Origin of the sequence: Parasphingomonas caseinilytica (assembly GCF_036663755.1) — a bacterium.
In the GTDB taxonomy this organism is placed as follows: domain Bacteria; phylum Pseudomonadota; class Alphaproteobacteria; order Sphingomonadales; family Sphingomonadaceae; genus Sphingomonas.
Genome location: NZ_JAXOJL010000005.1, coordinates 243,083 through 256,976, shown reverse-complemented (window position 1 = coordinate 256,976; position 13,894 = coordinate 243,083). Strand labels below are relative to the sequence as shown.

Annotated in this window: 13 protein-coding genes; 8 read left to right on the top strand and 5 right to left on the bottom strand. The window is 55.7% G+C overall.

The features are described 5' to 3' along the window. Positions 1-19: 19 nt before the first annotated feature. Complete coding sequence (locus tag U1738_RS12870; protein ID WP_332789439.1) at positions 20-493, bottom strand: hypothetical protein; 474 nt, start codon at positions 491-493, stop codon at positions 20-22. Between the two features lie 459 nt (positions 494-952). Here U1738_RS12870 and U1738_RS12865 point away from each other — a divergent pair, with 459 nt between their 5' ends. Continuing rightward, positions 953-1,705 carry a hypothetical protein gene (locus tag U1738_RS12865; protein WP_332789438.1) on the top strand — a complete coding sequence of 251 codons (753 nt, stop codon included), beginning with the start codon at positions 953-955 and terminating at the stop codon, positions 1,703-1,705. A 403-nt stretch (positions 1,706-2,108) separates the two neighbouring features. Here U1738_RS12865 and U1738_RS12860 read toward each other — a convergent pair whose 3' ends face one another. Continuing rightward, positions 2,109-2,624, bottom strand: coding sequence for a hypothetical protein (locus tag U1738_RS12860; RefSeq protein ID WP_332789437.1), 516 nt, complete (start codon positions 2,622-2,624; stop codon positions 2,109-2,111). Positions 2,625-3,395: 771 nt separating this feature from the next. Between U1738_RS12860 and U1738_RS12855 the strand changes: the two genes are divergently transcribed. Together U1738_RS12855 and U1738_RS12850 are read left to right on the top strand one after the other, a co-directional pair. After that, positions 3,396-3,662: a spike base protein, RCAP_Rcc01079 family gene (locus U1738_RS12855; protein ID WP_332789436.1), complete on the top strand. Its 267-nt coding sequence runs from the start codon at positions 3,396-3,398 to the stop codon at positions 3,660-3,662. 173 nt (positions 3,663-3,835) lie between these two features. Further along, entirely contained in the window at positions 3,836-5,377 is a 1,542-nt protein-coding gene (locus tag U1738_RS12850) for a hypothetical protein (protein WP_332789435.1), read from the top strand. Here U1738_RS12850 and U1738_RS12845 read toward each other — a convergent pair whose 3' ends face one another. Together U1738_RS12845 and U1738_RS12840 are read right to left on the bottom strand one after the other, a co-directional pair. Continuing rightward, on the bottom strand, positions 5,378-5,602 hold the full coding sequence (locus tag U1738_RS12845; protein ID WP_332789434.1) for a hypothetical protein: 225 nt from the start codon (positions 5,600-5,602) through the stop codon (positions 5,378-5,380). A 729-nt stretch (positions 5,603-6,331) separates the two neighbouring features. Continuing rightward, positions 6,332-6,787: a surface-adhesin E family protein gene (locus U1738_RS12840; RefSeq protein ID WP_332789433.1), complete on the bottom strand. Its 456-nt coding sequence runs from the start codon at positions 6,785-6,787 to the stop codon at positions 6,332-6,334. Between the two features lie 88 nt (positions 6,788-6,875). Between U1738_RS12840 and U1738_RS12835 the strand changes: the two genes are divergently transcribed. The 5 genes from U1738_RS12835 to U1738_RS12815 are packed head-to-tail and all read left to right on the top strand — an operon-like array spanning position 6,876 to position 13,444. Beyond that, entirely contained in the window at positions 6,876-8,894 is a 2,019-nt protein-coding gene (locus U1738_RS12835; protein WP_332789432.1) for a putative phage tail protein, read from the top strand. Then, positions 8,891-9,592 carry a hypothetical protein gene (locus U1738_RS12830; protein WP_332789431.1) on the top strand — a complete coding sequence of 234 codons (702 nt, stop codon included), beginning with the start codon at positions 8,891-8,893 and terminating at the stop codon, positions 9,590-9,592. Before U1738_RS12835 ends, U1738_RS12830 begins: the two co-directional genes overlap by 4 nt. A gap of 42 nt (positions 9,593-9,634) precedes the next feature. Continuing rightward, the gene (locus U1738_RS12825; RefSeq protein WP_332789430.1) at positions 9,635-10,012 is read left to right on the top strand and encodes a hypothetical protein; all 378 of its coding nucleotides are present in this window, start codon (positions 9,635-9,637) and stop codon (positions 10,010-10,012) included. Continuing rightward, a complete protein-coding gene (locus U1738_RS12820; RefSeq protein WP_332789429.1) occupies positions 10,009-11,556 on the top strand; it encodes a hypothetical protein in 1,548 nt (515 codons plus the stop codon). Before U1738_RS12825 ends, U1738_RS12820 begins: the two co-directional genes overlap by 4 nt. Positions 11,557-11,563: 7 nt before the next feature. Then, a complete protein-coding gene (locus U1738_RS12815) occupies positions 11,564-13,444 on the top strand; it encodes a portal protein (RefSeq protein WP_332789428.1) in 1,881 nt (626 codons plus the stop codon). On the opposite strand, the gene U1738_RS12810 is transcribed toward U1738_RS12815, so the two are convergent. Continuing rightward, positions 13,445-13,618, bottom strand: a complete 174-nt coding sequence (locus tag U1738_RS12810) for a hypothetical protein (RefSeq protein WP_332789427.1) — start codon at positions 13,616-13,618, stop codon at positions 13,445-13,447. Positions 13,619-13,894: the final 276 nt, after the last annotated feature.

The window sequence follows — 13,894 nt, the reverse complement described above, 5'->3', positions numbered from 1 at the left end:
ACCGCGACGATCAGCGCAGTCATTTCGTATTACCGTTCTTTGCGGCACGCGCCGCGTCTGCCATGCGTGATAGGGAAGTCGGTGCATTCATCTTTTCGAAAAGCGGGGCTAAATCGTTCTTCACCGGACGCTCCGACAGAGCGGCTTCGAGTTTGTCCAGAGGGGTTTTGCTGATGATCTCGCGAGCCTCGAACTCACGACGGCTCTTGCAAACGCTGCGCGTGTCCGTGGCCGGGATGAGGTCGAGTGCGGCGCGAAGCTTCGCGTCATCGGCTGCGATCTGCGCCCCGGTGCGAACAACGGCGGCATTCTCTGCGGCGCGCTTGGCTTCGCGGTCAACGCCGCATTCGTAGAGGTTCGCGGCCAGTCGCTCGAAAAATAGCTTTTCGTGAGCGCGTGCCTCCCGGAACTCACGGTAGGCGAAAATCCACCAAGCAAATGAGGCGATGAGAGAAACGGTTGCGGTGATTGCGGTCATGTGTTCGTTCGTCATTTTGTTCTCCAAATTAAAAGACCCGGCACCGTAATGGGATGCCGGGTCTAATTTCTCTGGTGGAGAACTCGAAACTCGTAAGCGCCATTACCTGCTCGTATGTATTTATCTGCACCGACGCTTAATGCGTCTATAAGATCATATTAATGCATTTACTTGGGGCGCGCATTATTCAATTTGTACCGCTCTCTAAATATAAACGGCGAAAAAATATTGGTCCACCATCGAAAATGAGTTATGATCATAAATCAGAGAAGATCTGATAAATACAGGTGCAAGGGGCACGCGCATTCCCCCCTTAAAGGCTCCCGGAGTTGTTCGCTAAACCTCCTCCGGGAGCCTTTTTGAAATAATGCAAACCTGTAGCTAGGCATTTATACTAAATAACATTACAGAGGTTTAGCGACCAACCACATTATTGGATTCTTGCGAAACCTCCTTTGCACAAAGGAGATGACAATGACGATTATTAAACATGATACGCTTTTTGATTTTGCCGAACTTTGCCGGAAAGACCCGGCCTTCATCGACGGCTTCAAACGCAACCTGATCCAAACCGGATTGTGGGAAATGTGTGGCGGCACGCTCGCCGTCTTGAAGACCGATATGCCGCCGCCGTCAGCACCGATGTCTAGCGCCGTCACAGCAGTTCAGACGGCACTCTTTGATAACTGGCCTAATGGAACCTTCGTGAAGAACAGTCCGAACCGCTACGGATTCAGCATGGAGATTTGGGACCGTCCGAAAGACGAAATCGAAGCAGTCAAGGTCGGGAAGATGAACCACGCCTTCAAGGCGAACATCTCTCTCATGGCAAAGAAGAACCTCTTGAGCCAGATCGCACAGCTTCGGAAGCCACGCGCGAACCCGTTGAGCACCGTGGACAGCGGATACCTCACCGATCTCACAGCTATCGCCGGGATGCTAGGAAATGACCAATATATCGGGATGCTCAATACGAAGATCGCGACGGACGAAAGCCGATACCAGCGCGGCACCTATTATCCCGCGTATCAGTTCGTCATGGTGCAGATCGTAGACGGGAAGATCGTCAGCGCAGGGCTGGTCCTGTCCCAATCCGACATCCCGAATCCAATCCACCTTTCCGCGTTCGATAAAACCGATTGGCAGGGTGGTCCGCTGGGCCACAAGATCAAAGGTCAATCCCGGTTGGATCGCGTCGGGTTCGCTCCGGGCTGGGCCACGAATTGATTTTCCATGCGGCATGCTTGCTATTAGACCGAGTGAGGCACGAACTCGGATGTCTAGCTAGAAGAACTAATATACTAATATTAGCTAGAGATTTGCTATCAACTCTGACGAGTTATCTAGCTAGACATTTCGATTCGCTTCGCTCGGTCGAAACTAATTGCAAGCATGCCGCGTTGGTTTGGTGTCAGGTCGGCTTAAGGTCAAGTCGTATGTCGGGTTCAAAAGCAAGCTTGCCGCGTGGAAAGAAAATGCGAGCGGGCGGAGGCCGGGAGCCGGGGTTGGATGTCGTGAATACCCCGCTCAGATGCGATGTCAGTGCGATCTCGGACCTCAACGGAGAATAGCGCCACTTCGAAGTTGGCGTGCTGTGTGGCGCTCTGGGGGGTCTGTTGGTGCTGGTCGATCACCATCTGCGTCGAAACCAATTCCGCTGCGGCACGGCGGTTCGGCCTCCGTGGATCGGCTCCGGCTTTTTCCGCCAATTCCTGATCCAAATTAGGCCCCCGCCCACCGTCGTGACCAGCCCGGCTATCACCGCGTAGATCGGATTCAAATCAGTGATAAAGAGAACGAACTTATCGCGCCAGTTGGCATTGACTTGGAAGGTCGTTTCATAGGCAGGGCCATCATTTTCACCTACCTCACCGTCGCGATGAAACTCATTGTAAAAAGATAGCGTAAGCGTGATCGGGTCGGTGGTTTTTGGCGTGACGAACCAAGTCCAAGTCGTGTTCGCCCCCTCGTCCACCATCCGAGTGTCGGGGCCGTTTTTCTCAATTTTGACGACCTCTTCGGAGCCCTCCAACTCGGCTCTGACGCGATAAGCAAGATCGGCACCGGCTGCGATAGCGGGGCCAGTCCCACCCGCGACACGCTGCTTGGCCTCTTTCAGGCTGTGCGCCGCGATGCTGGCGATCAAGCGGGAAGGCTTCCCGAATGTGAGACGCTTGGCGGTTATAAACTATCGTGAGACGGCGCGTTTCCGGCTTTGTCTTTACTGGCATGGATTTGAACAAGCTCGTTTGGAAGGCGGCTTCACAATTTGCCTTGGAGGCAATCTTCAAACAATCCCGGTAGGTTCTGATCATCGCATCTTGTTCAGCAACTGACGGTATTACTACCTCATCGGGACGCACGAGCGACAGATTTCGGCGGACTAATTCTTGATTCAAATCATCTTTCGAAAGTTTGAGAGCTTCAAGCCGATTGGTTAAAGCGATGAGTTCAGCTTCTCGCTGAAACTCTGACATTTCTGCCGAGCTTTTCTGCGAAATGTTTGCTGATGAATTGGAGCGACTGAGCGCAGACTTTTGGAACGCGAGATAGCCGAAAGATAGACCTACAACGGCCAAGGTAGCCGTGAGACCCAATTCAAGCAGGGTCTTCCATTGCAGTCGTTTCATGTCGTCGCCCCCGCGAAGTCGGCGAATTATAAACCCATTCCATCCTTTGCCAAGGTCGGGTCGGTTCAACACATCGCGGTCATCAAAGCGGATCGCAAACGGCCATTGGTCGTGATCGATCTCAATGATTTGATGACGCTGGTCAAACGATGGTCCCCGGCTCGCAAGGCGGAGGGGATTGGGATGCAAGCGAGCCGGGGAAGTTGTTCGGTGGAGGAACCGACGCCCCCCTAACGATGCCTCTCTGACATCGTTCCGGGCAATATCCCAAGTTTGCTAAATACATCATGGCAGACGATTTTAAGTTTTCAAACTCAGCAGCAACCTCCGCACCCGCGCGCCGCGCCGCTGCGATCACACCCAATGACACGAACATCATCTCGACTACTCGTGCGATCCTGATTGGAGGGGCGGGCGATCTCGCTGTCCTGTTCGCCGACGACACCGCCAGCGTGGTCCTCAAAGGCCTCGTGGCCGGGTCCATCCTCCCAATCCGGGTCCAGAAGGTCTTGGCCACGGGCACGACCGCAACGAATCTCGTCGCCCTCTACTAATGCTTGAGTTCGGTTTTCAGTTGGTCCCGGCATTGATGCCGCTCGGTGCAGGCTCCGCGCCTCCCGCTCCAGCCAAGGCCGATTCCACGACCATCACCGCAGACAACACGACACTCACGGCGGACTCTGCTCCGGCCTAACCCAACAACAATTATAGGAGGCGCTCCAAGACCATGGCTCGTCAAATCATCAATCTCGGCTCTACCCCTAATGATGGGACTGGCGACAATCTTCGTGCAGCCTTCACCAAGGCGAACGGTAATTTTAACGAGGCATACAATCGTATTCCTCGGACCTTTGACCGGTATGTCGCCAGCGTGGCTCTATCGGGCAAAATGGCTGTTGCCCCACTAACGACTACAGACCTCACGCCCTCCGCTGTCGATTGCAGCACCACGGGCGTAACCTTCCAGATGCGGGTCGCCGCACCGGCACAGTTCGATTCCGTTCGTGTCATCATGCCGAACTCGGCTTCCACTCCCGTCACCGGCTTGAAGATCGGTTACGCGCTTCCCTCCGTGTCGGGCGCTTGGAAGTCGGGCAGCATCCCCTCCATCGGCGGCAACATTCCCGGCACGGTCAATGGGAATCCAAATAACGACATCGTGAAGCTCCCCGGCAATACGCCGTGGTCCGGAACCTCCGGCGCATACGGCTGGCGCACCTTCCTCTGGCGCAACCGCGCGGCCAATGAGGTTGACCTTCCGTCCGCAATCGATGCGGATTCGAACAACCCCGTTCCAAGCTGGACAGCAACGGACTGGACCAGTTGCATCCCTGCGGCTCGCACCGATGGCGGCACGCTTCCGCTAATCGACATCCGCGTCCAGTATCCGCAGTCGGGCTACACGCCCGTAAGCGGAGCGGCTTCGAGTTCGCCCGGTGTCACCAGAACTTCGGGAAGCTTCGGCAATTGGGGAATCGACGGCGCTCTCGAAGCAGGCCGTGGCTTCAATGGAGGCCGCATGTGGCGCGCTTGGGCGCACCCGGCGCTTGGCGTCAACAGCGGCATCAATTTCCAAGGCTCCAACCAGCCGCAGACGGTAGTCAAATCCATCCCGATCATCGTCCAGTTTCGTTGCGCACAGCAAGTGCAAACGATCTTGTATGCAAACGATTCAATCTCAGAGTTCAACAGCACGGGCGAATACGCCAATAGCTACGCGTTTCGTGCCGCGTTGGCAGCAGCTACCGCTACCGGCAAAATTGTTAGCTGGTGCCCGATCACTGTTCCGAGTGGTTCGCTATCGATTTACGGTCGAACCGCCGCAGCGGTATTAGATTTCGTTCGTCCAAGTGTTCTCTGGATGAAGCCAATCGGCCCGAATGAAACTGTAGTCCAGCCGCTGAACGCGACCGTCCAAGACAACGCCGCGCACAACTTGTCTTGGTGTCTTGAACTTGGTCGGCGTTACGGAAGCAAGGTCATCATTGAACCTCATTTGGCGGTCAATAATAGCGGTGGATATGGCTGGAACGCCAGCGATAGCATTCGTGTAGCTTGGAACACGGCTTATCAGGCACAAGCCGCCAGCCGAGACTATATCTTCGCTGATCTCGATACGCCTTGGACCGCTGGTGGTTCGGTCTCAACCGGGCAGCAGCAGCCCCTACCGGCCAACACCAGCGATGGAGTTCATAGCTCGGACGCTGGCTTCATCGCATTGACGCCCAACGCGACCACGGCGGCGTCCAACGCGCTCAATCTGGAGTAATTACCCCTTCCTTTCTCGGTCCTCACTAATCGCCACGCTCAAACCGGCGACGAACAGACCGAGAAAGAAGCCAACGGCCAGATAGCCAGCGCCGGGATATGCTTTGACCCTCTCACTCACGCTCGAACCGAAAATGCAGAATGACAGCGCAAGCGGCACGATAATCCATAGCTGTTGATAGATGAAGAACCGCGTGGCGCTGATCTGTTTGAACTCTGTCCTCATCGTTTTGGCCTCATACTGAATCACTCTCGCGCCGACATAGCTGAAACAACGGGAAAGAAAAGGCGGGGCTTCGGCTCCGCTTCCATTTCCTAAACAGCTATGTATTCTCGCGCTCTATTTCCCAAGCCAATAATACAGTGTATCATAGACAGCAAATCAACTCACATTGATTTGCCAGACTTTCTCCCTTCTGCCTCTCTTTGACCTCTGATCGTCCCGGATCGTCCCTAAATCGTCCCTCAATCCAAGAGCTACGGTTCCACAAACCGTTGCCCTAAAAAATAAAGTGCAATGAAAACAGTGGCCTGACAGTCGCCATAACAGTCGAGGGACACAACCGGGACACAAATCGGTAATCATGGATGGCGATGGAAGGACGATCTCCGACGATCTGGACCAACGATTTGCAGGGGGAATAGCAAGGTGTCGTGCAAGGGTAGGGCAAAGGTCATGCAGATCATACGCGCCAGCCCCGCCAGATCGACGCACAGCGTGGAGAGGATCATGCCCGATCATTCGCGGCTGGATTTGGAGACCCTCTGTAAGAGGCTGTGAGAGGGGCAGGGAGGGCGCGAGCGGGGAGGGCAGGGGTTGGGAATCGAGGCCGGTTTCTTGACCCACCCCCCGGTAGGCCCCTTTTTCAGGCCGGGGCATCTCAAATCTCTATCAGGCCCCCGGTAGCTACATAGAAAATATTACATTGGCCGATTTTTGAAATTGCCAGACATTTCATTTGATGCTGCTTAGCTTTCTAAGTGCGACTAATGCATCGACATCGCCAATCACAAACTTAGCTTCGGGTGCCTTGCCACAGACCAACTCCATTAGAAGATTTTGGATAGTCCCCGGTGCGATATAAGTCCACTTTTCAGAATCGTTGTCCTTCTCGGAACGGTAAGTTCCATCAAAGTTGTAAAACTTTGAATTGATATTTTGTGTTTTTTCAAGATCGCAATCAAATGCATCTAAACTCGCCATCATCATTCGTTCTCCGGTTGGAAGAGGAACATAATGGTAGCTCCAAGCTCTCGCTCGATTAGGGGATGATTTTCGAATACTATCTTGATCAAATACAACTATATTTCGCTGATTCTTTTTAATAAATGACCCGGCTACGAAAACGATATTTCGTCCCTCAGCCGCAACGCCGCTCATCATTGCAGCAATCGCCGCCAAACCGATCATCAACCGTCGCATAACCGTCCCCCGATAAGCCAAGCTACCGTCCCGGCACCCGTCCGTCCACCGTCGCGCTCGTCTGGATAAATACCAGATGACATCGATCAACTTTCCAAAATACGGGACCATTACTGTTTCGCTCGATCTGGTGGCCGATCTTCGCACCTTTGATCCCACCCGCATCACCAACGGCCTTCACGCTATCGTTCGCGGCCAGACGGTCTCCACGGACGGCCTTGGTGGCATTTTCACCTTCGATTCTACCAGCACCGCAACCGATGATGGCATCAACACCGTCGCCGTGAACGGTCTCACCACTGGCCGTTGGACGAAGACGGTTCGCTCGATCACTGGCGCGCCCGGCCAGAAAGGCGACAAAGGCGAGAAGGGCGAGACCGGGGACATCTCCCCCGCACTTTTGACGGCCCGAAACGAGGCCGTGGCATCAGCCGGTGCCGCACACACCAGCGAACTCAACGCGTCGGGTTCCGCGACGGCGGCACAGAACGCGGCGGGGAACCTCACCAGCATCGTCGGCACGATCAGCAGCGTCACCACGCCGGGGGCGCTCTTCGAGTTTACCGACCGTCTCCGCCGTCGCGTGGCCGTGATCGATACAGTCGGCACCTTCACCAGCGCCGCGATCAAAGCGATGGGAAGCTACTTCGTCGGTTCGAGCGGTCGCCGCATCTCCGATAATCCCGACCCTCAATCCGCCCTAACGGTCATCGGCCAGAACCGGCGCGAGATTATGGATGTTCGCTCAACCGGCGCGCGCATCGGCAAGGCGTATGTCCGCGATCTCACCGCTGGCACGATTGGTGGACGCCCCGCCAGCGCCGTCGTGGCGTTCTTCGGCAATGGTGGTGTCCAGCGCAGCGACATCGGCCTGTTGGTCAATTCCACCTTTGGCCAGTCGCTCTCCATCGGCACCAACAGCAGCAACGATAACGAGGATTTCAAGCTCCTTTCGCCGACCGATTATTACCATGACCTGATGTTCGCTGGCGGCGTGCGGTATCAGGACAACGGCAACAATGTCTCATCGCTGATCCCCTATGCGGCGCAGCGCCCGACAGGCGGCGCGGGGGAGACCATCCACGGCGGATACAACGCCATGATGGCGCAGCTATTCAACGCCTACGGTATTCCGCCGCTCGATAATCCCATGTCCACGATCAGCATGGCACCGGGGCAGGGGGAGACCGCGATTGACGGCTTCCTCGAAGGCACCGGCCTCTTTGATCGTTTCATCCTCGGCATCCAAGCGGCGGTCAATCTCCGCGCTGGTCGCAAGGTCGTGGTCGCGCCGGTCAAGTGGATGCAGGTCGAAAGCCAAGGTCCGAACGATGACCAGTATGCCACCAAGCTGATCGCACTGGCGAACTCGGTCGATACTCGTGTCCGCGCGATCACCGGCCAGACCGAACCGGTTGGCCTGCTCACTTATCAGGCGCGCTTCGGCGACTCTTCGTTGAAGTTCTCCACCGCAGCCCGCCAGTCTCCGTTGATCCAGATCGCTGGACCGATCTGGGATTTGAAAGTCGCTGGTCTCTCCGGAAGCCAGTTCGATATGGTTCACCTCGCGAACCAAGGCTATTACATGTATGGTGCGCGGTGCGCGGTAGCTGATTTCTCAACAATCTTTTTGAAACGCCCATGGCGTCCTTTGCAAATTGCACGGGATGCTCGTGGTCGTGTCCGTTGCCGCAGAGAGTCCGCCAATCGACTTATCGTCAAGTATGATGTTCCCTTCGACGGCGAACTCTACATGGACCAGTCCAACATTCGCTTCAACACCACAGGTGTTGCCTCGGCTGGCATCCTGCAAAACGGTTTCTTCGTCACCGATGCCAACGATGTGAACATCCCTCTTGGCGATGTCACGGTTATATCTCGCAATGAGATTCTCATCATCGGTCCAAATATCGCCGTAGCGGGAAACAAGCTCAATGTTGGGTCCAAGCTTCTAAATAGAAGTTCGGAAGCGGTTTGTGCGCTTCGTGATCGCATGGGCGACATCATCACAATTGACGACTTCAAAAATGAGCCACTTCACAATCCTGCGATTGGTGAGGCGTGGACAATGACATCAGAGGAACTTGGACTATGACACAGATTTTCACGACCGGCACGATCTCAATTCAAAACGCGCTCGGCTCGAACACCCTTCCGAACTTTGATGGCGTCCGTGGCGAGTTCTGGTTCGGCGGCACCTTGGCGGATTCCCGCGTCAACGCCATCACGGGCAACGCGGCGGCGGTCATTGGCGCGCCGTCGATCCAGCCCGGTTATGCCGCGTTGAACTACGCCGACAATACCGGCTTCACGCTGGATATTCCTCTCCCGGCTTCGGCCTCGGTGCTTATCCTGATGCGCTCGGCTGGTGGTCCGGTCGTGCTGAGTCCGAGTTCCTTCGAATACAATGTCCTCGTTACGAATGACGGCAAGGTGAGCGCCGGTCATGGCGGCACTTTCGGCTCGACCGATCAGGCCATCTTGGACCAGCCAAATGCGGGTAATTTCAGCCTGTTCATGGCCAATTTCACGCTCGGCCAGCTTGCCCGCATCTACCGGATCGACGCCAACGGCACCGTATTTGATGATGCCACCTTGGGTGGCTACACCGTGCCCACCACGCGCAGCACCAACCCCATTCAGGTCATGGGGCGGCTCAACGCCAACTATCAGGGCGCAGCGGATATTGCGGCGCTCGCGATCATCGATGGCGCGAGGGGGCAGGCGTATCTCGAAGCGATCTATCCACTTTACAAAGCCTTCGCACAGAGCCGGGGCTGCACGGTAAACTAACCGTCCCCGGCACCCGCCCGCTTCCATCGAGCTAAATACTCGATGGAAGATACACCAGAAGATAAGAAAGTAGTCCGTGGCCGTTTTGTAAAAGGCCAGAGCGGCAACCCGAAGGGCGGCAATAAGCCGCAATATATTCGCGATTATGTCGGCAATAAGCTGGAAATCACGGAACTCTATAAGCAAAACGCCGCACATGTCTTTTTTGAGCTATTGAAGCTCATCACCAGCAAAGAGACCCCGGCAACCGCCAAAGTCTCAGCGATCAAAGAATATAACGACAGAGCTTACGGCAAGCCTGCGACGAATATCCGTGTAAGCAGCGGCAACGATACCGTCGATTCTATCGATGTGAAGTCGCTCGATGATGCGGTCATCGCGCAGATCATGGCGGCGAAGAAATCCGCTGAAACCAAATGACCAAGAATGCGCTGCTCAATCAGCGCGAAATCGATAAAGTTGCAAAGGAGTATTACGAACGCTCTTTCGCAGCATTTATCGCCGCAGCTTGGGGCGAGATTGATCCCGAACCCTTCGTCAATAACTGGCATATCAAGGTTCTGGCGGACCATCTCCAAGATGTCTACGAAGTTGGTGGCCAGCGTCTCTTAATCAACATTTGCCCCGGCTCCGGTAAGTCGAAGATCGTGGATGTTCTATTCCCGGCTTGGGTATGGGCACGCGATCCTTCCAAGCGCATCATCAGCGCGGCGCATAATGAAGAACTCGCGATCAGAGATGCGAGCGAACATCGTAATCTTGTAAAGACCGCTTGGTATCAACGCTATTGGCCGATTGAGTTCGTTCAAGACAGCGACGGCAAAAGCAACTTCTCCAACATGGCGAAGGGGTTCCGCAAGGCACACCCGATCAGCGCGATGACGGGTAGTCGCGGCAACATCGTCATCGTTGACGATCCCCATAGCGTGAAAACTTCCGAGTCCGCCGTCATCCGTAAGGGCACCGTAGAGAACTTTTTCCGGTCGGTCATGAACCGTCTGAATAACCCGAAAAAAGACTCCATCATCGTCGTGATGCAGCGACTGCACGAAGAGGATTTGTCTGGCGAGATTCTATCCAAGAAGGCGTTGAAGTTCGATCATCTTTGCATCCCGTTATTCGCGGACGGTGAAGTCCGGAAGCCAACTCGTATCGGTTGGGTCGATCATCGCGAGGATGGGGAGAACATGTTCCCCGAACGCTATACCGATGAGCAAATCGCGATCTATCGTGAGGCGTTGGGCGTGTTCGGTTTCGCTGGGCAGTATCAGCAGCGTCCGGTTCCGCTCGATGACGGGTTTTTCGTTGAGGATTGGTTCAACCGCTTCGAGCCGGAAGACCTTCCAAAGAACCTCCATTATTACATGACCAGCGACCATGCGCCCTCTGGGCGTGGCGACTACAATGTCTTCCGCTGTTGGGGCGTTGATGAAGGCCGGAATATCTGGCTGGTCGATAGCTTCCGCGACCGGTGCACAATGGACATCGCTATCGGCATGACCCGCGACCCGGAGACCGGAAAGCCGATGATCGGTGAGACCGGCGCGCTGGCCATGATCAAAAAATGGAACCCAATGGGATGGTATCCCGAAAACGATAATACATGGAGCGCGATCAGCAGCATGGTCCATGCCGCGATGCTGGAAACCGATGTATTTTGCCGCATTATTCCGCTCGCGACACGCGGGTCCGGCGACAAGATCGCGAAGGCCACCAGCTACCAAGCGATGGCAAGCATGGGGCGAGTCTACCTCCCCGTTGGAGCCGTGGGGGACGCGGGCCTCACGGAATATCTAACCTTCCCGCACGGCAAGCATGACGATCAGGTGGACGCGGATTCAGCGATGGCGAGGGTTATTGCCGAAGCCCTTCCGGCGTTCATTCCGGTGGTTAAACGCAAACCCGCGAACGACGAATACTATGTCCCATCCCTACCCGACGCGAGCGATGCGTGTTGGGGCTAAATAGTGGATGGAAGAACAGCCTAACACCGAAGTAATCGCAGATACCTATAAAGCACCGTATTCGCACTCGAAATTGAAGAGCATGGTGCAGGGATTTTTGGATTCCGCGCGCCAGAATGCCAATCTCAGCAAGCGGGATCGTCGCTATTTCGACGGCGACCAGATCAGCCCGGAAATGAAGGCGACGCTGGCGAAGCGTGGCCAGCCGCCCCACCCGAACAACAAAATTGCCCCTGCGATCAATGGGCTATTCGGCCTCGTGGATGCCGCCAGCAGCGATCCCGAAGCCTTCCCACGCACCCCGAAGAGTCAAGATGCGGCTGATGTCGCTACCAAAACCCTCCGTTATCTGGCCGAAAGGGCGAATTGGCAGACGACACGCCGTAAATCCTCGGAAAACTTCCTAATCGAAGGCACTTGCTCCGCTATTTTGGAGTTCGCCGGGGATCATGTCACCGCCAGCCGTATTCGTTGGGAAGACTTCATTTATGACCCGCTTTCGAGCGAGCATGACTTCGAAGATGCGAAGTTTTTGGGCCTCGGTAAGCTCGTGGAAGCGACTGATGTCGAGGCGATGTTCCCGGAAGCGTATCTGGCGCTTGGCAGTCCCAAGACAGGCGACCTCGCATCGTTTTTTGACGAAGATAACAAGCAAAAGTGGTGGTCTTCACCCAAGCGCGACCGTCTTCGTGTTGTAGACCTCTATTATGAGATTGCTGGCGACTGGCACCGCGCCATTTTCTGTGATGCCGGTATGCTTTACGCCGGGGAATCCGTCTATCATGACGACTACGGCCAGACCTTTTGCCCGATTACGGCTGCAAGCTTCGAAACGCGTCCCGATGGGGACCGCTACGGCCCGATCCGGAACATGGTGCCGCTCCAAGACAGCGTAAACGCCCGATCTTCGCGCCTTTTGCACCTCGTGAACCATCGCCAGATGCAACAGACGGACCTCTACGCCCCGGCTGCGAACAAAGATATTGCGCGGCGTGAAGGCGGCAAGGCCGATGGCGTTATTCCGTTCGGATATAGCCCGATTCAAGCTCCCGATCTGGCGCAGGGCCAGATGCTTATCCTGCAACAGTCCATGGCCGATCTGGACCGCATGGCACCGACACCGGCTGTCTTGGGCCGTAGCTCCGGGGCCGGTGAATCCGGGCGCGCCCGCCAAATCCTGCAACAGGCTGGCGGCACAGAAATCGCCCGTGGATTCTCGCGTTTCGAAGATTTCGAACTCACGATCTACCGCAAGATGTGGTGGATCGCGAAGGAGCATTTGGACCAGCCAACCATCATCCGCATTGCTGATGATCCGAAAGCCATCGAGTTCCTCACGGTCAATGAGCCCGTGATGGGGCCGGTGCAGCAACCGGTGATCGATCCGTCAACCGGCCAGCCCGCCGTCGATCCCGCTACCGGCCAGCCGATGATGCGCGCCGGTATGGGCGTAGTCGAGATGAAGAACCGTCTGGCCGAACTCGATCTCGATATCATCCTCTCGACCACGCCCGATACGATCAGCTTGCAGCACGAAATCTCGCAGCAAATCATGGAATATGCCTCCGCGACGAAGACGCCGATCTCGTCGCCGGAGTTCCTGTTGATTTTGGAGATGAGCCAACTTCCGAACAAGCGCGAGACCATCGACCGGATCAAGCGTCTGGCGGCTGAACAGCAACAGGCGGGTGGCGAGGAACAGACCGCAGCCGCGCAAATGCAGATGCAAGCCGCACAGACCGATATCGAGGTGAAGAAAGCCAAGATTGCCAAAGATTCAGCGCATGCCGCCAAGGCCGGGGCTGAGGCAGAACGGACGGACCTCGAAACCCAAGCCTTGGTCGGAATGCATCTGGCCACTCAGCCGCAGCAGCCACCGGCCTATTGATCAGCGAACAACATGGAGTCCGGGGTTGGGAGACCGCTGGCTGGCTAAAAGTGCGTAGCGTTCAGCAAGATCAGCGTGAATCTTTGCGATAGCTCTGTCATGCGCCTTGGCGGCTAACTTGCGTTCGGCTGCTTCCCGACGCGCATAGTATTCCGAGTTGTTCAGTTCGTTCATGACCTTCTCCCTTCGACCGAGGGGAGGCTACCGCGCTGTCTTTCCACGGTAATTAATCCAGATTGGTTTTCCTCTTTTTTTGCGCGCAAGCCGATCATTTTGATCAGGGGAGCGACCCGGTAGCCAGCCAACCGCGAGCGCGGCGTCGATCAATAGGCGGTCGTATCGGTGACGGTGGAGCATACCCACAAAGGGTCTCGCGGGACCGAAGTCGCTCTTCCAGCGCGCCAGCATAAATAAAAGCAGAGACCCGAAACAGTCTCCGGTGTCGCCAAC

Excerpts from the sequence above, each read along its gene's own strand:
- U1738_RS12855 (WP_332789436.1), top strand. The coding sequence starts at position 3,396 with ATGGCAGACGATTTTAAGTTTTCAAACTCAGCAGCAACCTCCGCACCC.
- U1738_RS12825 (WP_332789430.1), top strand. The coding sequence starts at position 9,635 with ATGGAAGATACACCAGAAGATAAGAAAGTAGTCCGTGGCCGTTTTGTA.
- U1738_RS12835 (WP_332789432.1), top strand. The coding sequence starts at position 6,876 with ATGACATCGATCAACTTTCCAAAATACGGGACCATTACTGTTTCGCTC.
- U1738_RS12865 (WP_332789438.1), top strand. The coding sequence starts at position 953 with ATGACGATTATTAAACATGATACGCTTTTTGATTTTGCCGAACTTTGC.
- U1738_RS12850 (WP_332789435.1), top strand. The coding sequence starts at position 3,836 with ATGGCTCGTCAAATCATCAATCTCGGCTCTACCCCTAATGATGGGACT.
- U1738_RS12870 (WP_332789439.1), bottom strand. The coding sequence starts at position 493 with ATGACGAACGAACACATGACCGCAATCACCGCAACCGTTTCTCTCATC.
- U1738_RS12830 (WP_332789431.1), top strand. The coding sequence starts at position 8,891 with ATGACACAGATTTTCACGACCGGCACGATCTCAATTCAAAACGCGCTC.
- U1738_RS12810 (WP_332789427.1), bottom strand. The coding sequence starts at position 13,618 with ATGAACGAACTGAACAACTCGGAATACTATGCGCGTCGGGAAGCAGCC.
- U1738_RS12820 (WP_332789429.1), top strand. The coding sequence starts at position 10,009 with ATGACCAAGAATGCGCTGCTCAATCAGCGCGAAATCGATAAAGTTGCA.
- U1738_RS12815 (WP_332789428.1), top strand. The coding sequence starts at position 11,564 with ATGGAAGAACAGCCTAACACCGAAGTAATCGCAGATACCTATAAAGCA.
- U1738_RS12840 (WP_332789433.1), bottom strand. The coding sequence starts at position 6,787 with ATGATCGGTTTGGCGGCGATTGCTGCAATGATGAGCGGCGTTGCGGCT.
- U1738_RS12845 (WP_332789434.1), bottom strand. The coding sequence starts at position 5,602 with ATGAGGACAGAGTTCAAACAGATCAGCGCCACGCGGTTCTTCATCTAT.